The 22,092-nt window shown below is 58.9% G+C and carries 19 protein-coding genes; 8 read left to right on the top strand and 11 right to left on the bottom strand.

Annotated features, from left to right (window positions below):
* Window positions 1-5 precede the first annotated feature (5 nt).
* Genes ACR0LN_RS17565 through ACR0LN_RS17555 form a run of 3 tightly spaced genes read left to right on the top strand, consistent with a single transcriptional unit; the run spans window position 6 to window position 3,893 of the window.
* Complete coding sequence (locus ACR0LN_RS17565) at window positions 6-1,217, top strand: acetyl-CoA C-acetyltransferase (RefSeq protein WP_480431491.1); 1,212 nt, start codon at window positions 6-8, stop codon at window positions 1,215-1,217.
* The gene (locus ACR0LN_RS17560) at window positions 1,217-1,699 is read left to right on the top strand and encodes a cupin domain-containing protein (protein ID WP_480431490.1); all 483 of its coding nucleotides are present in this window, start codon (window positions 1,217-1,219) and stop codon (window positions 1,697-1,699) included. Before ACR0LN_RS17565 ends, ACR0LN_RS17560 begins: the two co-directional genes overlap by 1 nt.
* Window positions 1,692-3,893, top strand: a complete 2,202-nt coding sequence (locus ACR0LN_RS17555; protein ID WP_480431488.1) for a 3-hydroxyacyl-CoA dehydrogenase NAD-binding domain-containing protein — start codon at window positions 1,692-1,694, stop codon at window positions 3,891-3,893. Before ACR0LN_RS17560 ends, ACR0LN_RS17555 begins: the two co-directional genes overlap by 8 nt.
* Window positions 3,894-3,960: 67 nt before the next feature.
* On the opposite strand, the gene ACR0LN_RS17550 is transcribed toward ACR0LN_RS17555, so the two are convergent.
* The 3 genes from ACR0LN_RS17550 to ACR0LN_RS17540 all read right to left on the bottom strand — a co-directional run bounded on the left by ACR0LN_RS17550 (window position 3,961) and on the right by ACR0LN_RS17540 (window position 6,456).
* Window positions 3,961-4,719 carry a Hint domain-containing protein gene (locus ACR0LN_RS17550; protein ID WP_480431486.1) on the bottom strand — a complete coding sequence of 253 codons (759 nt, stop codon included), beginning with the start codon at window positions 4,717-4,719 and terminating at the stop codon, window positions 3,961-3,963.
* A gap of 151 nt (window positions 4,720-4,870) precedes the next feature.
* Window positions 4,871-5,533 carry a sulfotransferase family 2 domain-containing protein gene (locus tag ACR0LN_RS17545; RefSeq protein WP_480431484.1) on the bottom strand — a complete coding sequence of 221 codons (663 nt, stop codon included), beginning with the start codon at window positions 5,531-5,533 and terminating at the stop codon, window positions 4,871-4,873.
* The gene (locus ACR0LN_RS17540) at window positions 5,530-6,456 is read right to left on the bottom strand and encodes a DMT family transporter (RefSeq protein ID WP_480431482.1); all 927 of its coding nucleotides are present in this window, start codon (window positions 6,454-6,456) and stop codon (window positions 5,530-5,532) included. The genes ACR0LN_RS17545 and ACR0LN_RS17540 overlap by 4 nt, the downstream gene beginning before the upstream one ends.
* Window positions 6,457-6,604: 148 nt before the next feature.
* Between ACR0LN_RS17540 and ACR0LN_RS17535 the strand changes: the two genes are divergently transcribed.
* On the top strand, window positions 6,605-7,621 hold the full coding sequence (locus ACR0LN_RS17535; RefSeq protein WP_480431480.1) for a hypothetical protein: 1,017 nt from the start codon (window positions 6,605-6,607) through the stop codon (window positions 7,619-7,621).
* A gap of 1 nt (window position 7,622) precedes the next feature.
* Here ACR0LN_RS17535 and upp read toward each other — a convergent pair whose 3' ends face one another.
* From upp to ACR0LN_RS17500, 7 genes are all read right to left on the bottom strand, one after another.
* Entirely contained in the window at window positions 7,623-8,255 is a 633-nt protein-coding gene (gene upp, locus ACR0LN_RS17530; protein WP_480431478.1) for a uracil phosphoribosyltransferase, read from the bottom strand.
* On the bottom strand, window positions 8,252-9,238 hold the full coding sequence (locus ACR0LN_RS17525) for an adenosine deaminase (RefSeq protein ID WP_480431476.1): 987 nt from the start codon (window positions 9,236-9,238) through the stop codon (window positions 8,252-8,254). Before ACR0LN_RS17525 ends, upp begins: the two co-directional genes overlap by 4 nt.
* Complete coding sequence (locus ACR0LN_RS17520; protein WP_480431475.1) at window positions 9,235-10,446, bottom strand: phosphopentomutase; 1,212 nt, start codon at window positions 10,444-10,446, stop codon at window positions 9,235-9,237. The genes ACR0LN_RS17525 and ACR0LN_RS17520 overlap by 4 nt, the downstream gene beginning before the upstream one ends.
* Window positions 10,443-11,750, bottom strand: coding sequence for a thymidine phosphorylase (locus tag ACR0LN_RS17515; protein ID WP_480431473.1), 1,308 nt, complete (start codon window positions 11,748-11,750; stop codon window positions 10,443-10,445). Before ACR0LN_RS17515 ends, ACR0LN_RS17520 begins: the two co-directional genes overlap by 4 nt.
* Before the next feature lie 4 nt (window positions 11,751-11,754).
* Entirely contained in the window at window positions 11,755-12,147 is a 393-nt protein-coding gene (locus ACR0LN_RS17510) for a cytidine deaminase (protein ID WP_480431472.1), read from the bottom strand.
* A gap of 89 nt (window positions 12,148-12,236) precedes the next feature.
* Window positions 12,237-13,334 carry a cupin domain-containing protein gene (locus tag ACR0LN_RS17505; protein ID WP_480431470.1) on the bottom strand — a complete coding sequence of 366 codons (1,098 nt, stop codon included), beginning with the start codon at window positions 13,332-13,334 and terminating at the stop codon, window positions 12,237-12,239.
* Complete coding sequence (locus ACR0LN_RS17500) at window positions 13,303-14,001, bottom strand: hypothetical protein (protein WP_480431469.1); 699 nt, start codon at window positions 13,999-14,001, stop codon at window positions 13,303-13,305. Before ACR0LN_RS17500 ends, ACR0LN_RS17505 begins: the two co-directional genes overlap by 32 nt.
* Window positions 14,002-14,167: 166 nt before the next feature.
* On the opposite strand from ACR0LN_RS17500, the gene ACR0LN_RS17495 reads away from it, so the two are divergent.
* The 3 genes from ACR0LN_RS17495 (at window position 14,168) to ACR0LN_RS17485 (ending at window position 20,132) form a co-directional block, all read left to right on the top strand.
* Window positions 14,168-16,441 (top strand): NADP-dependent malic enzyme, encoded by a 2,274-nt coding sequence (locus ACR0LN_RS17495; RefSeq protein ID WP_480431467.1) that lies wholly within the window; start codon window positions 14,168-14,170, stop codon window positions 16,439-16,441.
* A 266-nt stretch (window positions 16,442-16,707) separates the two neighbouring features.
* On the top strand, window positions 16,708-18,597 hold the full coding sequence (prpE, locus tag ACR0LN_RS17490) for a propionate-CoA ligase PrpE (RefSeq protein WP_480431464.1): 1,890 nt from the start codon (window positions 16,708-16,710) through the stop codon (window positions 18,595-18,597).
* Window positions 18,598-18,692: 95 nt separating this feature from the next.
* Window positions 18,693-20,132, top strand: coding sequence for an amidase family protein (locus ACR0LN_RS17485; RefSeq protein ID WP_480431463.1), 1,440 nt, complete (start codon window positions 18,693-18,695; stop codon window positions 20,130-20,132).
* A 256-nt stretch (window positions 20,133-20,388) separates the two neighbouring features.
* Here the strand turns inward: ACR0LN_RS17485 and ACR0LN_RS17480 are convergent, their stop codons facing one another.
* Window positions 20,389-21,150, bottom strand: a complete 762-nt coding sequence (locus ACR0LN_RS17480) for an NAD kinase (RefSeq protein ID WP_480431461.1) — start codon at window positions 21,148-21,150, stop codon at window positions 20,389-20,391.
* Between the two features lie 167 nt (window positions 21,151-21,317).
* Between ACR0LN_RS17480 and glyA the strand changes: the two genes are divergently transcribed.
* The coding region (gene glyA / locus ACR0LN_RS17475; protein ID WP_480431460.1) for a serine hydroxymethyltransferase at window positions 21,318-22,092 on the top strand (775 nt) is incomplete at its 3' end.

The raw sequence follows: 22,092 nt of genomic DNA, 5'->3' as shown, positions 1-22,092 counted from the left end.
GACCCATGACCGAAGCTTATATTTATGACGCCATACGCACCCCGCGCGGCAAGGGCCGCAAGGATGGCAGCCTGCACGAGGTGACCTCGGTGCGCCTGTCCGCCCTGACCCTGAACGCGATGAAAGAGCGCAACAATCTGGAAGGTCACGCCGTTGAGGACGTGATCTGGGGCAACGTCACGCAGGTGATGGAGCAAGGCGGCTGTCTGGCACGTTCGGCGGTTCTTGCCTCTGACCTAGACCAGTCGATCCCCGGTCTGGCAATTAACCGCTTCTGTGCCTCGGGCATGGAGGCTGTGAACCTGGCCGCGAACCAAGTCAAAGGCGGCGCGGGCGAAGCCTATATCGCGGGCGGCGTCGAGATGATGGGCCGCGTGGCCATGGGCAGCGATGGCGCGGCAATTGCCGTCGATCCGACGCTGGCAATGGACACATATTTCGTACCGCAGGGTATCTCGGCAGATATTATCGCCACCGAGTATGGCTTCAGCCGTGACGATGCTGACGCGCTGGCGGTTGAATCGCAGCGGCGTGCGGCGGAGGCTTGGGAAGACAACCGGTTCGAAAAGTCGGTCATCACCGTCAAGGATCAAAACGGCCTGGCTATTCTGGACCGCGACGAATACATGCGTCCCGGCACCGATATGCAGAGCCTTGGCGCGCTGAACCCTTCGTTCGCAATGATGGGCGAGCAGATGCCCGGCTTCGACAAGGTCGCGATACTGAAATACCCGCATCTTGAGCGGATCAACCATATCCACCACGCGGGCAACAGCTCGGGCATTGTGGACGGCTCGGCGGCTGTTCTGATCGGCAACAAGGAGTTTGGTGAGAAATACGGCCTCAAGCCGCGCGCCCGTATCAAGGCAACCGCTAAGATCGGCACCGACCCGACCATCATGCTGACCGGCCCGGTTCCGGTGACCGAGAAGATCCTTGCTGACAACGGCATGAAGATTAGTGATCTGGACCTGTTCGAAGTGAACGAAGCCTTCGCCTCGGTCGTATTGCGGTTCCAGCAGGCCTTCGACGTCGATCCTGCGCTGGTAAACGTCAACGGCGGCTCGATAGCGATGGGGCACCCGCTGGGTGCAACCGGTGCGATGATCATCGGCACGCTGCTGGATGAGTTGGAGCGTCAGGACAAGGAGACCGGTCTCGCCACGCTCTGCATTGCGTCGGGCATGGGTGCGGCAACTATTATCGAGCGGGTCTGATGCCCAAGCTGGATCTCTCTCAGATCCCGTTCAAGGGTGGTTCGTCCTATCCCGGAAAACTGGCCGAAGCGACCGCCGGTCGTTTCGTGCAGCGCATCGGCGATGTAGGCGGGCTGACCCAGTACGGCGTCAACATCGTGCGGTTGGAGCCGCAGGGCATGTCCTCGCTGCGTCATTACCACATGGAGCAGGACGAGTTTGCCATCATGCTCAGCGGCGAATGCGTGCTTATTGACGATGATGGAGAGCACCAGATGCTGCCCGGTGACTGCGCCGCTTGGCCTGCAGGTGACGCCAACGGCCATCACCTTGTGAACAAGACCGATGCGCCCGCGAGTTTTCTGGTGGTGGGCACACGGACCCCGACCGAGACCTGTTTTTACAGCGACTTAGACATGATGGTGAAGGACGACGGGAATACCTTCACCCGGAAAGACGGCAGCCCGCTGACGGCTGACCAAATTGGAGATGACAATGACTGATTTCACTCTGAGCAAAGACGCGGACGGCGTCGCCTTTGTGACCTGGGATGCCCAGGGCAAATCCATGAACGTGCTGACCCGCGAGGCCTTTCAGGAGGTCAGCGAACTGATCGACCAAGCCCTGAACGATGACGAGATCAAAGGCATCGTCATCACCTCGGGCAAAGAAGGCTCATTCGCCGGTGGTATGGACCTGAACACGCTGGCCACCATCCGTCAGGAAGCGGGCGACGAACCGGCACAGGCCCTGTTCGACTTCGTCATGGGTGGCCACCACATCCTGCGTAAGATGGAATTGGCGGGCATGGACCCCAAGACCAAGAAAGGCGGCAAGCCGATCGCCTGTGCCATCAACGGCACCTGCGCCGGGATCGGAACCGAGATCGCGCTGGCCTGTCACCACCGCGTCATGACCTCGAACCCCAAGGCCAAGATCGGCCTGCCCGAGATCATGCTGGGTATCTTCCCCGGCGGCGGCGGTACAATGCGGTTCAGCCGTATGGTGGGCGCGATGGCAGCGGCCCCTGTCCTGCTGGAAGGCAAGATGATGGACCCGAAGAAAGCCAAAGGCGCACAGCTGATCGACGATGTTTCGGACGATCCGGTGGCTGCAGCCAAGGAATGGGTTCTGAACGCCAAGGATGCCGATCTGGTGAAACCTTGGGATGCAAAGGGCTACAAGATGCCCGGCGGCGCTCCCTACCACCCTGCTGGCTTCATGACCTTCGTCGGCGCCAACGCGATGGTGAACGGCAAGACCCAAGGCGCCTTCCCGGCTGCCAAGGCTCTGCTGAGCTCGATCTACGAAGGTGCGCTGGTTGATTTCGACACCGCCCTGAAGATCGAAGCGCGTTGGTTCACCAATGTCCTGATGAACCCGTCCTCGTCGGCCATGATCCGGTCGCTGTTCCTGAACAAGGAAGCGCTGGAGAAAGGTGCTGTGCGACCCAAGGATGTGCCCGATCAGCGCGTCAAAAAGGTTGGCGTTCTGGGCGCTGGCATGATGGGTGCCGGTATCGCTCTGGTGTCGGCGCAGGCCGGGATGGAGGTTGTTCTGGTTGACCGTGATCAGGCTGCCGCCGACAAGGGCAAGGCCTATAGCGAAAGCTACATGGACAAGGGCATCAAGCGCGGCAAAGCCACGGCTGAAAAGAAAGAGGCCCTGCTGGCCCGCATCACCGCCACCCCTGATCTGGATCACCTAAAAGGCTGCGACCTGATCATCGAAGCCGTGTTCGAAGACCCGGGCGTCAAGGCTGATATGACCAAAAAGGTCGAGGCGATCATCCCCGAGGATTGCATCTTTGCGTCGAACACTTCGACCCTGCCGATCAGCGATCTGGCCAAGGCGTCGGTCCGCCCGGATCAGTTCATCGGCATCCACTTCTTCTCACCCGTTGAAAAGATGTTCCTGGTCGAGATCATCAAGGGCAAGGAAACCGGGGATCGAGCGGTGGCCAAGGCGCTGGACTATGTGCGCCAGATCCGCAAAACGCCGATCGTGGTCAACGATGCGCGCTTTTTCTACGCCAACCGCTGCATCATTCCATATATCAACGAAGGTCTGCGGATGATAACCGAGGGCGTCAGCCCCGTGTTGATCGACAATGCCGCGCGTCAGTTGGGCTTCCCTGTTGGTCCGATCCAGCTGAACGATGAGACCTCAATTGATCTGGGTGCCAAGATCGCCCGCGCCACCAAGGCGGCGATGGGTGACGCCTATCCTGAAAGCCCCGCGGATGATCTGATCTTCTGGATGGAAGCCGAGGGCCGTTTGGGCCGCAAGGCCAATGCGGGCTTCTTCGATTATGACGAAAAGGGCAAGCGCACCAAATACTGGAAGGGTCTGCAGGAGAAATACCCGCATGCCGAAAACCAGCCGGATCTGATCGAAGTTCAGGAACGTCTGATGTTCGCGCAGGTTCTGGAAGCGGTGCGTGCGCTGGAAGAAGGTGTGCTGGAAGACATCCGCGAAGGCGATGTTGGCGCAATCCTGGGCTGGGGTTTTGCGCCGTGGTCGGGCGGCCCTCTTAGCTGGCTGGACATCATTGGCACGCCTTACGCGGCCGAACGCTGTGACCAACTGGCCGAGGCTTATGGTGAACGCTTCACCTGTCCCCCGCTGCTGCGCGAGATGGCCGAAAAAGGTCAGAGTTTCTACGGCCGCTTCAATCCCAAAGCTAAAGCCGCTTAAAAAACATAACGCTGGCGCATAAGACCATGCGCCAGCGCTGTTACTTGTACTACAGTAATTGTCTGAGTCAGATCATCATCACAGGACGTCCTGGCCGACCCGGTCGACGCGCGCCTCTGACCGGTCTCACCGGAACGATGGGATGATCAAACACTGGGGCAGGCAAGGACCCCAGTGAATTCGCCAACACGGCAACATCCCCACGCCTGGCTGCTAGATTTACCAACTCTGCAGCCGCTTCCGACCCTGCCACCTGGTAAGATGCACCGCTTGCCGTGTTGCCCGCCCCGAAACGCCCCGAGGGGCAAAAGGCCCGAAAACCGCCTTCGATATAGATGACCTCATCCTGATCGAAAAACAGGGTGCTGATGTCAAAACAAGTTGCCGGCACATCCGAGAAGATCTGGAATGCTCCGCACAAAAGCCTTGCAGAGATAACAGGTAAGTCGATCATTTGTGTGTTGGAATATCGGCCTAAACTTGTGACATCCAAAACCACCCCTTGCTCTGGCATCAGCCAGACGGGACGCCCATTATACACTGCTTGTGCCGGGACACGGACCGGGAGGTTTTCCGACTTGGTTTCACCCTTTGGGACCGTGATGCGATCCGTCGCGATACGGCTTACCGATTTGAAACTATTGTCCAACGTACGCACCAAGTCACCAACCTGAAGCTGTTCCACCAGCTTCCAGCCGCCTTTAGTGGCGACCTTGGTTCCGTGAACCAGTCCGCCCCTGCGCGCGCTGAGGGCAACCTGAAGCTCGGTGGTATCCTGATATTCAGGAGATTCAGAAAACTCGAAAACACGCTCTACACTCAACACGAACCAAACCCACTCTTCACACTTTGCAACTGGAGATGAGAATTAACACAGAGTTAACGATGGCGTCTAAATTTCGCCTTATTTGGGCAGAAAACGCGAATTATTGGAGACAACGGCGCCTAAAATCACCAATTTGAACTTACCTGAGAAACTATCCATAACGCCCTGAATCAAAGACGTAACCGAATCTATGGATATCCTCAGCACATGCTTCGCCGACCGCCTGGGCGGCCTGATCCGAATAGTAACTGCGAAAATCTTCAATACGTTCGGATCTGTTGAGGCACGGCAACGTCATGCTGAACCCAAGATAGTCAAACAAGAGCTCTGCGTCCCGATGGAAATGCTCTAGCCGAATATAGAATTGGCACTGTTCAGCCCCATCTGCCCGCGTCATATAGTGGCGCGCCGGACTGTTACGAAAAGACCCTGTTGTGTTCGGATGTAGAACAAACTCCTCGAAGCTCAGGGATTTGGCCAATGACACTGCAGAATGATCAAATCCCTGAACACGCAGCCAGTGGTAATAGCTGACGACCCGGTCCCAGGGATTGCGGACCAGTGTAAAGGTGGTCAGCGCCTGCAATTCTTCAATCGAGAGAACTCCGTCAATATCCGCCAGCGTAGAGTGCTTCCATAGCCGCCCCCTGCCAGTCAGGGCCTTGACCCGCTTGCGGCGCTTTTTGGCCTTGGGCGTGTCACCGATCAGGATGTCGTCTTTCATCGCCCGCGCCTCCAACGCCTGCGCCAGCGACGTGCCGCCCGTCTTCGGAATGTGGACGAACACATAGCGCCGCCCGCGAGAGATGATCACGCCACCTCTCCCATCGCGGCAGCCCGTCGGGATCGCCAGCCCAGCAGTGCGCCGGCGGTTGCGATTAACCCTATCCCAGCGATCTGCATAACGCCTATCGTCTGGCCCAGCGCCACCCAGGCAAACAGCGGGCCGAAGATCATCACCGAATACTCGAACACCGCCACATAAGAGGTTTCACCGATCTGATAGGATTTGATCAGCATGAACACCGCGACAGTGGACCCGACCGCCTGTACGACAATCCATATCAACGCAGGCTGCATGCCCCAGATCATGCCTCGCGTGACAAAACCATCGTGCATGGAATGCGGTACGAACGTGAACACGACAAGCCCGATTGCGCCAGCCAACCCAAGTGTCACAATGTTCGCCGCCAGCAGCGCCACCGTACTTTCTTGCGCGCAATGGCTGCGGGTTATGATGGCGCTCAGCGCATAGAAGAACCCTCCGGCCACTGGCAGTAAGGTTTGGGTGTCGAACTCATAGGGATTGGGTTGCAGCACAAACAGGATACCGGCGAACCCGATAAGCACGGCCAAAATGCGCCACGGTCCAATCCTTTGCCGCATAGCTAGTGCCGAAATCAGCAACACGAAAATTGGCGACGTGAACAGCCCGGCCAATGCTTGCGCGATTGGCATCAGGGCAAGCGAGGCGAAATAGAAAAGCATCGCCACCGTTATCAACACGCTGCGCAGTATGACCGGCCCCAACCGTCGGGGACGCAAACTGCCCATGCCCAACAATGATAAGCCCACAATCAGCGGCAACATCAGCAGCGCGCGGCTTAGATGGAACTGCCAAAGACCAATCGTTTCAGCCAGCAGGATCACCACGTTGTCGATCACGCCGATGATCGCCATAGCGCTGACCATCAGCACCGAAGCCAGTATCGGTGAGGTCTGAGTATCCGCCTGCATTCTGCGCCCCGGTTGCTAAGTGGCGCGCCGGACAGAATTCCAGCGCGTCGTGTTATCCAGCACATTTTTGAAACGGCGCGCAACAGGTTTGCGCCTTTGGATTTTACCATGCTAAGCTGCGGAAAAATAATTACGAGCAACCCTCATCTTGAAGACGGCATTTAAACAGTTCCAGCGGATCGAAGCCACCGGTCTGTGGCGCCCCTCGCCCGATGTGCAACGGCGCGAGGTGGTCGTGTCGATTGGTGAGGCCACGCTGACGATTTCGGATTTCAATGAGCAGGCGTTGACGCATTGGTCTTTGGCCGCGTTGGAACGTCAGAACCCAGGCGCCTTTCCGGCCATTTTCAACCCGGATGGCGACCCGGACGAAACGCTGGAGCTGCAAGAATCTGAAACCATGATGATTGAGGCCATCGACCGCCTGCAACGCGCCATTGACCGGGCGCGCCCTCATCCCGGTCGGTTGCGTTGGTTCAGTGTCGCAGGGGTTATAGCCGCCGTGGCAGCGCTGTTGCTTCTGTGGTTGCCAGTCGCATTGCAGAGCCACGTTGTGTCTGTCGTACCCGATATCAAACGCAAAGACATCGGGAATACCATCCTACAGCGGATTGAGCGGGTTTCAGGCCGGGCTTGTTCATCCGAGGGGGCGCAAGCTGCTTTGGACCAACTGGCCGCGCGCACAGGCGTTCAGAAGATTGTCATCTTGCCTGCGGGTGTCCAAACCAGCCTCAGCCTGCCGGGCGGAATCGTTCTGCTGAATCGCGCGTTGGTCGAAGATCACGAAGACCCTTCGGTCGCGGCTGGCTACATCATTGCCGAGCGGGCGCGGGCTGAGGCACAAGACCCGCTGGACGATCTGCTGGATCGCACCGGCCCCACAACCGCTTTCCGTCTGTTGACGACCGGGGAACTGACGCCCGGGAACATCGACACCTATACCGAGCAGGTTCTGTCAGAGCCGCGCCCTTCCCTGCCCGAAGATGATCTGCTGGAAGTCTTTGCGCAGGCCGCCCTGCCCTCGACCCCCTATGCTTATGCGATGGATGTCACAGGTGAAACTGTTCTGGGTCTGATCGAAGCGGACCCGATGGCGGGTCGCCCCCTGCAGCAGGTGCTTCCGGACCGCGATTGGGTCCTGCTGCAAAACATCTGCGGCGAATAGCTTACTTGGTGCCGAACATCCGGTCGCCAGCATCCCCCAACCCGGGCATGATGTAGCCTTTAGAGTTCAGCTCCCGGTCCAGCGACGCAGTGACGATTTTCACATCGGGATGCGCCTCTTTCATGCGCTCCACACCCTCGGGCGCGGCCAACAGGCAGAGGAAACGGATATCGGTTGCCCCGGCCTCTTTCAGTAGATCAATCGCTGCGGCCGAACTGTTGCCGGTGGCCAGCATAGGATCAACGGCGATGACCAGACGGTCTTTCAATCCTTCCGGGGCTTTAAAATAGTACTGCACCGGCTTGAGCGTTTCCTCGTCTCGGTAAAGGCCGACAAAGCCAACACGGGCCGAGGGGATCAGTTCCAACACCCCGTCCAGCATTCCATTCCCGGCCCGCAGGATCGAGACCAGCGCCAGTTTCTTGCCAGCCAGAATGGGGGCGTCCATCTCCTCCATCGGGGTTTCGATATGGCGGGTGGTCAGTTTCAACTCGCGCGTGACCTCATAGGCCAGCAACAAGGTGATCTCGCGCAGCAGCTGTCGGAAACCAGCGGTCGAGGTGCCCTTATCCCGCATGAGCGTCAGTTTGTGCTGCACCAGCGGGTGGTCAACGACGGTCAGGTGTTCGCTCATGGTCTCTCCAGTCTTTTCTTGACCCGCGCGCGGGTGTCTTCATCACAAAAAGCGGCCGCAAGGGCCGTGTCATTCAGGGCCACGAAGTCTTCGGCGTCCCAGCCGAAAGCTTGGCCCAACATCTCATATTCACGCCGCATGGTGGTATGGAAAAACGGCGGGTCATCGGTGGAAACGGTGACTTTGACGCCCGCGTCACGCAGTTTTGCAATCGGGTGGGCGTCGAAATCGGGGAACAGGCCCAGAACCACGTTGGAGCCAGGGCAGACCTCAAGCGTGATCTCGCGGTCGATCAGCTCATGAACCAGATCGGGGTCTTCAATCGCGCGCACGCCGTGGCCGATCCGTTCGACGCCTAGGCTACGCACGGCATCGCGCACACTTTCCGGGCCGCCGAATTCTCCGGCATGAGTGGTCAGCCGCAACCCAGCCTCGCGTGCGCAATCAAAGGCCCATTTGTAATCGCCCTGCGCGCCCATAGATTCGTTGCCGCCCATGCCGAAGCCCGTGATCCAATCTCCGGCGGTTTCCGCCGCACAATGGGCGCTTATCTTGGCCTGTTCCGGCCCGAAATGGCGGACGCAGGTCACAACCCCGCGCAGAGTGATATCGAACTTGCGCTCGGCCTCGTCGGCTGCGTCCTGAATGGCGTTCAGGTAGTCGCGCCAGGCGTGCAGGTCTCCGCCACCGCAGAAATCGGGGCTGAGGAAGGTTTCCGAATACACCACCCCGTTCTCAGCGCTTTCTTCAAGGATCGCCAAGGTCAGTCGGCGGAAATCCTCGGGCGTCTTCAGCACTTCGCAGGCGGCCTCATAAACGCTGAGGAAATGCGCGAAATCGCGGAAGTCGTAGCTGCCGTCTGGCTTGAAGATGCTGCTCAGGTCGATGCGCTTTTCATGGGCCAATTGGCGGATGAATGCAGGCGGCGCGGCACCTTCGTGGTGCAGGTGCAATTCAATCTTGGGCAGGTCTGCGACGGTCATAGGAAACTCTTTCCCGGCCCATGTGCCGGAATGTTCAGGTGGTGTGCGATGCTGGCGGCGACGTCCGCGAAACTGACGGCGCCAACTTCTCCTGCGCCCTGTCCAGCGATCAGAACAGGCACTTGTTCGCGCGTGTGGTCAGTGCCGATCCAGCTTGGGTCATTGCCGTGATCGGCAGTCAGCAGCATCAGGTCGCCGGGGCGCAAACGCGACAGGATCACGCCGATCTCACGATCGAACCACTCCAACGCGTGGGCGTAGCCGCTGATGTCGCGACGGTGGCCGTAAAGGCTGTCGAACTCGACGAAATTGGCGAAGGTCAGGCTGCCTTCTTCGGCCTCATCGACCAGATCGGACAGGTGGCCCATCAGATCGGCATCAGAACCCTTGCGCAGTGTGTCGATCCCCTGCATCGAAAAGATGTCGCCGATCTTACCCACTGCATGCACGCGGCGACCGGCATTCTGTACCCAATTGGTCAATACTGGCGCGGGCGGCAGTATGGCGAAATCCTTGCGGTTGGTGGTGCGGGTGAACCCCTCTTCGGGCGAGCCTACGAAGGGCCGCGCGATAACGCGCCCAACCTTCATCCCATGCAGACGCGGCGCAAGCGCCTGGCACATGTCCAGCAGGCGGTCGAGGCCAAAGCTCTCTTCATGCGCGGCGATCTGAAAGACGCTGTCAGCGGAGGTGTAGCAGATCGGCCAGCCAGTCTGCATATGCTCGGCCCCAAGTTCCGCGATGATGGCCGTGCCCGAGGCATGGCAATCGCCCAAAATGCCGTCGGTTCCGGCGGCCTCGGCAGCGGCGCGGCTTAGGTCAGGCGGAAAGGACGGTGTCGTATCCGGGAAATAATGCCAATCCCACGGCACCGGCAGCCCAGCCAACTCCCAATGACCCGAGGGCGTATCCTTGCCCGGCGAATGCTCTTGCGCACACCCCCACAGACCTGATGGCGTGGCCTGCAATCCCGGTGTTTCCGCGCCCGAGGCCAGACGCGTAGCAGCGCCTAAGCCAAGCGCATCCAGATTGGGCAGATGCAATGGTCCCGAGCGCCCCTCTTCGGCACGCCCTTCGGCGCAAGCCTGAGCGATATGGGCCAATGTGTTGGCGCCGGTGTCAGGTGTTTCGCCATTGAAGAAGCGGTCCGCATCCGGCGCACCGCCAATGCCGACTGAATCCATCACCACCAGAAATGCACGGGTCACGGTGTGATCCTTTCATGCACAAGCGTCGGTTCCACAGGAGCGTCTGCTGCGACGGCAATGGATCGCACAATCGTCTCGGCAGCCTGCCGCGCCGCGTCCTCGCGCGCCGCGTGAACCACGGCCAACGGCGCGCCTTTGTCGACCTTGTCTCCCAGTCGGACAATGTCAGAAATTCCGACGGCAGGGTCGATCACGTCATCTTCTACCTGCCGCCCGCCGCCCAGCGCGACGACGGCCAGGCCCAGCGCTTCGCCGTCGATGGCAGAGATATAGCCGCTGGTCGGGGCCGGAACCTCAAGGATTACGCTGGCTTCGGGCAAGTAGCGCGACCAGTTGTCAACGAACTGCAATGGTCCACCGACAGCCGCCATCATGCGACCAAAACGTTCAGCCGCGCGGCCGTCGCGGATCAAGTCTGTAATCTTGTCGCGACCCTCATCTGCCGTTGCGAACATTCCGGCGTCGGCCAGCAACACCCCGCCAAGTTCAGCCGAAATCTCGGCCAGCGGCGCGTAATGCTCCTGAGTCAGAACCTTCATCACCTCGGCGACCTCAAGCGCGTTGCCCAGCGCCGGGGCCAACGGCTGATGCATATCGGTGATCACTGCCGAGGTCCGGCATCCCGCCGCGTTTGCCGTCTCGGTCAACGCTTGCGCCAGCTTTCGTGCATCTTCCAGCGTTTTCATGAAGGCACCAGAACCGACCTTGACGTCCAGCACCAACGCCTGTGGGCTGGCGGCCAGTTTCTTTGATAGGATTGAGGCCGTGATCAGGTCCAGACTTTCAACGGTCGCCGTCACGTCCCGGATCGCATAAAGCCGCTTGTCCGCCGGTGCGATCTGACCGGTCGCACCAACAATGGCAGCGCCTGTATCGCGCAGAATCTGGGTCAAGCGCTCCTGACCGATCTGCGTCGTGACGCCTGGAATGGAGTCCAGCTTGTCCAAAGTGCCGCCGGTATGCCCCAACCCACGGCCCGAGATCATAGGCACATAAGCACCCAACTCGGCCAGCGCAGGGGCCAGCACGAGGCTGACACTGTCCCCAACCCCCCCGGTCGAGTGTTTGTCGATCACCGGGCCATCGAAATCCCAGCTGAGCACATCTCCACTGTCGCGCATCGCCACAGTCAGGTCGGCGCGCCCCTGCGCACCAAGCCCGCCCATGCAGACGGCCATGGCGAAAGCACCGGCCTGCGCGTCGCTTACGCCGCCATCAGCGAGCCCTTGCGCGAACCACGTCAGTTCGTCAGCACTGGGAACCTGTTCACGACGCAACTTGGCAATGATCGAACGGGCGTCCATCGGCTTATATGTCCTCCATATGTGAGGCGTCGAACGCTCCGGGCAGCAGGTCCCCGATGGTGGTTACGAATTCGGACCCGTCGACTGTGGCAAGCGTCACCTTGACGTCGCGTTTCCCGAATTCGGCCAGTTTTTGGCGGCACCCACCGCAGGGCGGAACCGGTTGCGGAGAGGATGCAACCACATAGACCTCGGTCAGCGCTTGCTCGCCTGCCGCGACCATTGCGGCAATGGCTCCGGCCTCGGCGCAAGTGCCTTCGGGATAGGCCACGTTTTCGACGTTACAGCCGGAGAACACTTCACCTGACGCTGACCGGATCGCCGCCCCTACTTTGAAGTTGGAATAGGGCGCATAAGCCTTTTCCCGGACAGACAGTGCTGCGTCTTTCAAAGTCATAGCGATTCCCCAATTTTTGATCATCTGGTCAGAAAGTCATACCCTAAATGAAATCGCCCGGAGAGTTGAAGCCCTGGACGTGAAATTCCTCAGCCCAACGTCGTGTTGAACGTACCCGGCAGGGTGACCTCGAGCAGTTCAACATCGTCCGAAGGGTCAGACAAACGGGTGCGCATGCCCGGCGGAATCACGAAGGCATCGCCCTGTTCTAACCGATAAGGATCGCGACCTTCACCTTCCAATGTAACTTCTCCGGTCATCACGAAAGTGAAGTGGATGTCGGTATCATGAGTCGCCCAAACCGGGTCACCCTGCCCCTTTCGTACGACCTGCACCCCGGCGACGCCCTTGGTATTCTCAGCAATGGTAGTATCGCGACAAATATAGCCCGGCAGGCGAAACGGACCCCAAGCGGCACCCTCTGCCTGATTGAAGACGAACCGCTGGCCTTGCCACTCTCGTTCGGGACGATAGTGCGGTGTGGGCAGGGCCATGTCGTGATCAATCTCGGTGACATGTTCGGCTGGAACGCCGATCTCGATCACCTGCACATTTTCCGAGGCTTCAAGCACCCGATGGCGGATTTCCGGCGGCTGGATAAAGCAATCACCCGCCGTCAGGCGCATCTTGTCGCCTTGGTCTTCATAGACCACATCAACCCAACCGTGGATGCAGAAGATCAGCTGAAACCCAACTTTATGGAAATGCACCATGTCCGGCACCGGACCACCGTCGGGAATACGGATATGGCTTGCAATGATCGAGCCGCCCAGCCGATCCGGCACCAGATCGCGATAGTGCATCCCGGCGCGACCTATGATCCAAGGGGCCTGATCCTTGAGCCTGCGCACCACGTACGAATGCACCGTATCGGGCATGACCAAAGGTGGGTTTAGCTCGTCAATTTCGACACGTGTACCGTTGGGGGCCACGAGGCTGCGTTGACCGTCTGCAAAGTCACTTGGGTTGTCCGTCAAGATGCGCAGAGTTCCGGGGGTTTCGGGCGCGCCTTTTTCAATCCGTATTCGCAACCCGTGGCCCGAAAACACCGCAACGCGCGGATCATCTGCGGGATAGATCATGTCCATCCGCATGCCCAGAACCTTTGTATAAAACGGGATATCGTCGCGCAGTTCCTGCGTTGGCAGGCGGATTTCAGCGCATGTCCGGGCTTGGGTTTGGCTCATCTCTTGTCTCATCGGTCTTGGTTTTCGGCCATCCGATCAGAACAGCGGCCAAAATGCCAATCGAAAAGAACATCTCAAGCGTTTCTTCCAGCACAAACAGGCGCGTCACCATAATCTCCGAAAGCTGGGAACCAAACGCACTGCTGACCTCTTCCAGGCCCTGCGCAACAACCGCCGACATTCCGGCCAGAAAGAACACCAGCAGGAACGGCGCGCGCAGTTTCAAAGCGCGCCACCCATTCGGCACCCCATGCCAGGCGACGCCGCCCAGCACCACAACCGCCAGCACCACACGCACGATGGTCATATCCAGCAGACCATCCAACCCGCTCAGAACTTCGTATGGCAAGCTTTCTACGGCGTAGATATCAGCCTCGAGTTCCCTCTCGGCCAGCAACAGCAGAACAACACCGATGTATAGCCGGCTGATCCCGCGATACCGATAAAGCGCTGCCACCCCTGCAACCAACAGGGCCGCGGCTGATCCGGTTTCGATCAGACCACCTTCCTGGTTGAAAGCGGCTGCCTGCATTGGCCAGATCGAAATGGCACACAAAATCAGCAGGGCCAGAACGATCGCCAGGCGAAACGCGAAGTGGTCTGTCCCAAATCTGCTGCTGGTCACCGAACGGCCAGCAGCCGACCCGATGTTCTGTTTTGCGTTCATGCCAAATGCTCTCAATGCGACGGTCGGCGGAACTTAAATGTTTTGTGACAGAAATCAACCACAGCGACAAAATGGCCATATTTTACTTATCAATTGACGTAGCGTAGCCAAGCCAAAAAAAATAGTTTAAGGTTAAATCAAATTTCAGAGAGGAGCTGAAACACCGATGTCAGACACACCCAGCCTGCGACAGGCCGCCCTTGACTACCACGCCCATCCCAAGCCCGGTAAGCTTGAGATCAAGGCGACAAAGCCGATGGCGAATGGCCGTGATCTGGCCCGCGCATACTCTCCGGGCGTTGCAGAGGCCAGTCTTGAGATCAAAGCAGATGCTGCAAATGCCGAGCTGTATACAGCTCGGGGTAATCTGGTTGCGGTTGTCTCCAATGGGACGGCGGTTCTGGGCCTTGGCAATATCGGCGCGCTGGCCTCAAAGCCGGTGATGGAGGGCAAGGCGGTTCTGTTCAAGAAATTCGCCGGGATCGACTGTTTTGACATCGAAGTCGATCAGCCTGACCCTGAAAAACTGGCCGATATTGTCTGCGCGCTGGAACCGACCTTTGGGGCCATCAACCTGGAAGACATCAAAGCCCCAGATTGCTTTACCGTTGAGAAAATCTGCCGTGAACGGATGAATATTCCGGTATTCCACGACGATCAGCACGGTACGGCCATCGTGGTGGGCGCAGCAGCAAAGAACGCATTGCACGTGGCGGGCAAAAATTTCGAGGACATCAAAGTCGTCTCAACCGGCGGCGGCGCAGCGGGAATTGCCTGCCTGATGATGCTGGTCAAACTGGGCGTCAAACGCGAGAATATCTGGCTGTGCGATATTCACGGGCTGGTCTACGAGGGCCGTGCCGAGGATATGAACCCACACAAGGATCAGTTTGCGCAAAAATCCGACCTTCGTACGCTGGATGATGTGATTGGCGATGCTGATCTTTTCCTCGGCCTCAGCGGTCCCAATGTGCTCAAGCCCGAGATGGTCAAGAAAATGGCCAAAAAGCCAATCATCTTTGCGCTGGCCAATCCGACCCCAGAAATCCTGCCGCAAGCCGCGCGCGAAGTCGCTCCGGATGCAATCATCGCAACAGGCCGCAGTGATTTCCCAAATCAGGTCAACAATGTTCTGTGTTTCCCGTTCATATTCCGCGGCGCGCTGGACGTGGGCGCGACCGAGATCAACGACGAAATGCAGATCGCCTGCGTGGACGGCATCGCCGAAATGGCCCGCGCCACCACCAGCGCCGAGGCTGCCGCGGCCTATAAAGGAGAGCAACTGACGTTTGGACCGGATTACCTGATCCCAAAACCTTTTGACCCGCGCCTCGTGGGTGTGGTTTCGTCGTCTGTTGCAAAGGCAGCGATGGACAGCGGCGTCGCCAAGCGCCCGATCGCCGACATTGAGGCCTATAAAGAACGCCTGAACCAGACCGTGTTCAAATCCGCCCTGCTCATGCGCCCAGTCTTCGAGGCTGCCGCAGCCGCCTCGCGCCGGATCGTGTTTGCCGAAGGTGAAGATGAGAGGGTACTGCGTGCTGCGCAGGCGGTTTTGGAAGAGACCACGGAAACCCCCATTCTGATCGGTCGCCCGGATGTTATCGAATCCCGCTGTGAACGATTGGGGCTGACAGTCCGACCAGGCCAGGATTTCCAGATCGTGAACCCGCAAAACGACCCTCGGTACTATGATTACTGGAATTCGTATCACGAGATCATGCAGCGCCGGGGTGTGACCCCTGACCTGGCCAAGGCGATCATGCGCACGAACAACACGGCCATTGGTGCCATCATGGTGCAGCGGGGTGAAGCCGACAGCCTGATCTGCGGTACATTCGGCGAATACCGCTGGCATCTGAATTACGTGCAGCAGGTACTGGCCGATGGTGATCTGCGTCCACACGGCGCGCTGTCGCTGATGATCCTTGAGGACGGCCCCCTATTCATCGCCGACACACATGTGCGGCAATTGCCAACGCCCGAGGAGTTGGCCGAATCCACGCTCGGTGCCGCCCGCCACGTGCGGCGGTTCGGGATCGAACCCAAGATCGCGTTCTGCTCGCAATCTCAGTTCGGCAATCAGGCTGAGGGGTCCGGGAAACGCCTGCGAGCCGCGTTGGAGATTCTCGATTCTGAACCGAGGGACTTTACCTATGAAGGTGAAATGAACCTCGATCTGGCGCTTGATCCCGAGCTGCGGTCGCGCATCTTCCCGAATTCCCGCATGGAAGGTTCAGCCAATGTGCTGATCTTCGCCCATGCGGATGCAGCCAGCGGCGTGCGCAACATTCTGAAGATGAAGGCCGACGGGCTGGAGGTCGGACCGATCCTGATGGGCATGGGCAACAAGGCCCATATCGTGACGCCTTCGATCACGGCGCGCGGTTTGCTGAATATGGCTGCCATTGCCGGCACTCCGGTCGCGCATTACGGCTGACCCAAAACCAGCGTTCGGGTGCCTTAGTGGCACCTGAGCAGATCACAGATGTGATTCTTTGCACGCAGCAGTTTGCTGATTTGCAAATCTCAAAGATAGATACCCGCAACTTTGCTCAAAGAAACCAGTTTGCAAAAATTTGCAGGTAATTTTGGATCATTCTGCAAAGATTTTGCGATAAAGTGACGCTCCGTCATTTCCATTGCTTGTTTGCTGCCCGCCGGCGGCCTTACACACTGCAGTGGGAGTTATAGGAGGAGACCATCGTGGCTTATCGCGACGTTTACGAGAGCTGGAAATCCGACCCTGAGGCATTCTGGATGGAGGCCGCAAAGGGCATTGATTGGGTTCAGCCCCCAACCAAAGCGCTGTTTGACGATAACGCGCCGCTCTATGAATGGTTCTGCGATGCCAAGGTCAACACGTGCTGGAACGCGGTGGACCGCCATGTCGAAAATGGCCGAGGTGAGCAAACGGCCATCATTTACGACAGCCCGATCACGCACACCAAGCGCGAGATCTCGTATGTCGAACTGCGCAACCGCGTGGCCACGCTGGCCGGAGCGTTGCGGGCTAAGGGTGTCGAAAAAGGCGACCGGGTCATCATCTACATGCCGATGATCCCCGAAGCGCTTGAGGCGATGCTGGCCTGCGCCCGTCTTGGCGCCGTGCATTCGGTGGTTTTTGGCGGTTTTGCCAGCAATGAATTGGCCGTGCGTATTGACGACGCCAAGCCCAAGGCGATCATCGCGGCGTCCTGCGGGATGGAGCCGGGCCGCGTGGTTCACTACAAACCGCTGCTGGACGGGGCCATCGACATGGCCGACCACAAGCCTAACTTCTGTGTGATCTTCCAACGCGAACAGGAAGTGGCGCAGTTGATCGAAGGCCGAGATTATAACTGGCATGGGTTCCAATACGGGGTCGAACCGGCGGAATGCGTGCCAGTGGACGGCAATGACCCGGCATATATCCTCTATACCTCGGGCACCACCGGGGCACCCAAAGGTGTTGTGCGTCCCACTGCGGGCCATCTGGTCGCTCTGAACTGGACGATGAAGAACATCTATGACGTCGATCCCGGTGATGTGTTTTGGGCCGCGTCTGATGTGGGTTGGGTCGTAGGGCATTCCTATATCTGCTACGCTCCGCTGATCCACGGAAACACGACCATCGTGTTCGAGGGCAAACCCGTCGGCACCCCCGATGCAGGCACCTTCTGGCGCGTGATCTCCGAGCATAAGGTCAAAAGCTTTTTCACCGCCCCGACTGCCATCCGCGCCGTGAAGCGTGAGGACCCAACGGGTGAAATGATCGCAAAATACGACCTGTCCAGCCTGCGCGCTTTGTTCTTGGCGGGCGAACGCGCCGACCCCGACACCATCGAATGGGCACAGGACGCATTGAAGGTTCCGGTTATCGACCACTGGTGGCAGACCGAAACCGGCTGGACCATTGCAGGCAACCCGCTGGGGATTGAAGAACTGCCGGTCAAACTGGGTTCTCCGGCCAAGCCGATGCCGGGCTACGATGTGCAAATTCTGGACGAAGGCGGCCACCCGATGAAGCCCGGTGAACTGGGTGCAATCGCGGTGAAACTGCCATTGCCCCCCGGCACATTGCCGACGTTGTGGAATGCCGAGGATCGGTTCAAAAGCTCATACCTCAACCAGTTCCCCGGCTACTATGAAACCGGCGACGCGGGCATGATTGACGAGGACGGATACCTTTACATCATGGCGCGCACAGATGACGTGATCAACGTCGCGGGCCACCGCCTGTCCACTGGCGGGATGGAGGAGGTACTGGCCGCCCACCCCGACGTTGCCGAATGCGCCGTGATCGGTGTGTCCGATCAACTCAAGGGCCAAATGCCCGTGGGTTTCCTGTGCCTGAACGCCGGTTGTGACCGCGACCATGGCGACGTCGTGCAGGATGTAGTCAAGCTGGTGCGTGAAAAGATCGGGCCGGTGGCAGCCTTTAAACAGGCCGTTGTGGTGGATCGCCTGCCCAAAACGCGGTCGGGCAAAATCCTGCGTGGAACGATGGTGTCGATTGCAGACAGCAAAGACTACAAGATGCCCGCGACCATCGATGACCCGGCCATTCTGGACGAAATCACTGACGCGCTGAAATCTCTCGGATTCGCGCAATAAAGGGGCCGAGGGCGGCCATCGGTCGCCCGCCCCCAAGGCTTTCGCTTGCAACCGGTCTCAAGGCCCCTACTGTCTGACCAAGACAGTGAGGCATCATGACACAATCCGATTTCTGGCGTCTAAGCGCCACCGACCTGACCGCCCTGACCCGCATCGGAGACCTCAGCGCCGAAGACGCTGTTCAAAGCTCTATCGACCGGATGCAACAGGTTAATCCTGACCTAAATGCGGTGGTCGAGGACCTTAGCGCCGAGGCGCTGGAGCGCGCCCGCTCTCTTGATCAGGCACGGATGAAAGGGGCGTCAACAGGACCGCTGCACGGGGTCCCCGTAACGATCAAGATCAACGTAGATCAAAAGGGGCATGCCACCTCAAACGGTGTCGTGGCTCTGAAGGACGTAATCGCCCCCGACGACGCACCGATTGTCCGCAATCTGCAAAACGCCGGGGCCGTCGTGATCGGACGCACCAACACGCCTGAATTCTCCTTTCGTGCCGACACCGACAACCCTCTGCACGGGCGCACGCATAATCCGTGGGGGCGGCATATCTCACCCGGAGGGTCTTCGGGCGGTGCAGGTGCCGCTGTGATGGCCGGGATCGGCGCGCTGGCGCATGGCAATGACATCGGCGGCAGCCTGCGCTTTCCGGCGGCCGCAAACGGAGCGGTCACGGTGAAACCCGGCCTCGGCCGCGTGCCCGCTTGGAACCCGAGCCAACAAACCGAGCGCGGGCTGCTGGCACAATCCATGTCGGTGCAGGGGCTGATCACACGCTCAGCCGCCGATCTGCACCTGTCGATGCCCAGCCTGATAGCTGCGGACCCACGCGATCCGTTCCATGTTCCAATGCCATGGCGCGGCGAACCCCTGGAAGGTCCCGTCAAGGTCGCCTTTACCAAAAACACGTTTGGCTACGCCCTGCATCCCGAAGTGGAAAAGGCGCTGGATACGGCGCGCGATGCGTTGATTGATGCGGGCTATCATGTGGTAGAAGTCTCTCCCCCGGATGTGTTCGACTGCGGTCGGACAGGATACCGCACACTGATGGGCGAGGTCTTGACCCTGTTGAAAAGCGATATCGAAGTTGCCGGCTCTGAAACCATCCGGGAAATCTTTGATGTCTACTTTCAGGAGTTTCCTCCCATCACCGGCACCGAGTTGGTGCAGATGCTGGCCAAGCGCACGCACTATGCGCGGGAATGGTCGCTGTTCTTGCAGGACTATCCCCTGGTTTTATCCCCCTTTTTGCCGCAGCCCTTTTTCAAACCTGACAGAGATACCGAAGGCGCCGAAGGAGTACACGAAGTTTTAGGCTGCGCGGTCTATTCCTATGCAATGAACTTTCTGGGCCTGCCCGCTGCCAGTGTTCCGGCACGGCTTGCTGATCTGCCGCACGGGCCGCAACCGATTAACATCCAGATTGCAGCTCAGCGCTGGCGCGAGGACATGGCCGTGGACGCAGCCGCTGCAATAGAAGCGCGCGTGGGGCAGATGTGTCTCCCGCTGTGGGACAGAATGGACGCTGCCGAATAGAATCATCACAAAAATAGACCCCGGGGTTTTGTGCCCGGGGTCCGCTTGCTTAAATAAACCCGGAAATCGGTCAACGAGCGTAGCACCACCTACCCTCGCCGGCGCGAAAACTGCGCAATCATTCGAAAACGCCGTCTGGTGGCCACTCACTCCCACCGCTGGCGTGTTCTCCGGGCAAGTTCAGGTTAACAAAAGACAAACGGTTGTCCTGTGAACTGGATCACACAAGGCGAAAAAAGTTCGGAGTTCAGCAGCGTCAAGTAAACTGCTCTGAGATCAGACGCTCTTCCAGCCCGTGTCCGGGGTCAAACAAAATCCGATGCTGGATGGATGGCTCGGATCGAATTTCAACCCAGTCGATATCCGGAAAAGAAACCGAATCCGCATCGGCCATAACGGGGCGCTTGTCAGCGTCCAGCACATCGAACCGAACCTTGGCGATCTTGGGCAACAACGCACCGCGCCAACGACGAGGGCGGAAAGCGGCGATTGCTGTCAGGGCCAGAACGTCCGATCCGATTGGCAGAATCGGCCCATGCGCCGAATAGTTATACGCGGTCGATCCCGCGGGGGTGGACAATAAGGCTCCGTCACAGACCAGTTCGGCCATGCGTACACGTCCATCAACGCTGATTTTCAACCGCGCAGCTTGTGGGCCTGCCCGTAGCAGCGACACCTCGTTAATCGCCAGCGCTTCGTGAAGCTTCCCGGCCTGGTCCATCGCTTGCATGGCCAGTGGGTTGATTACCTCTTCTTCTGCGGCATCCAAACGCTCCATCAGGTCGGCTTCATGAAACTCATTCATCAGGAAGCCGATGGTGCCACGGTTCATACCGTAGACCGGCGTGTCGAGGTGCTTCATGCTGTGCAGCGTGTGCAACATGAAGCCGTCTCCACCAAGCGCGACGACGACATCTGCATCCCGAGGCGCCGCGTGGCCATACCGTTTCACAAGGCTGTCCCGCGCTGTCTGAGCCACTTTGACGTCGCTTGCGAGAAAGGCGATTCTCTTTGTCATCTTTTCCGGTTTCCGGTGCTGCACATTTGGTTCCGAAACAAACATACCTTTCCCCGATAGGCCAGACTTGACGCCACAGCGGGCCAAATCGTCGCTTTACAGCTTTTGCCGACAGACCGTTTCCGATAGGAAATCCGCAAGATTTACCCCAGCACTCTGGAGCCAACATGAACGCCAATCTCCGTGATACCGGATTTTTCACCCAGTCCCTTGCCGACCGTGATCCCGAGTTGTTTGGCTCGATCACATCCGAGCTGGGCCGTCAGCGCGACGAGATCGAGCTGATCGCGTCCGAGAACATCGTCTCTGCTGCCGTGATGGAGGCGCAGGGCTCGGTGATGACCAACAAATACGCCGAGGGTTACCCCGGTCGTCGCTACTATGGTGGCTGCCAGTTCGTTGATATCGCTGAGAATCTGGCCATCGACCGCGCCAAAGAGCTGTTCGGCTGTGGCTTTGCCAATGTCCAGCCGAACTCGGGTTCGCAGGCCAACCAGGGCGTGTTCCAGGCGCTGATCCAGCCCGGCGACACCATTCTGGGCATGAGCCTGGACGCAGGCGGTCACCTGACCCACGGCGCGCGTCCGAACCAGTCGGGCAAGTGGTTCAACGCCGTGCAATATGGCGTCCGCAAGGAAGACAACATGCTGGACTATGATCAGGTCGAGGCGCTGGCGACAGAGCATCAGCCCAAGCTGATCATCGCAGGCGGCTCGGCCATTCCGCGCCAGATCGACTTTGCCCGCATGCGTGAGATCGCCGACATGGTTGGCGCTTATCTGCACGTGGACATGGCGCATTTTGCCGGTCTGGTGGCCGCAGGTGAGCACCCCAGCCCCTTCCCGCACGCACATGTGGCGACCACGACGACTCACAAGACCCTGCGCGGCCCGCGCGGCGGCATGATCCTGACCAATGATGAAGATATCGCTAAGAAAGTGA

This window comes from Ruegeria sp. AA6 (genome assembly GCF_056542865.1).
Note: the sequence above shows the minus strand (reverse complement) of the source record. Positions and strands in the feature narration are given on the sequence as shown.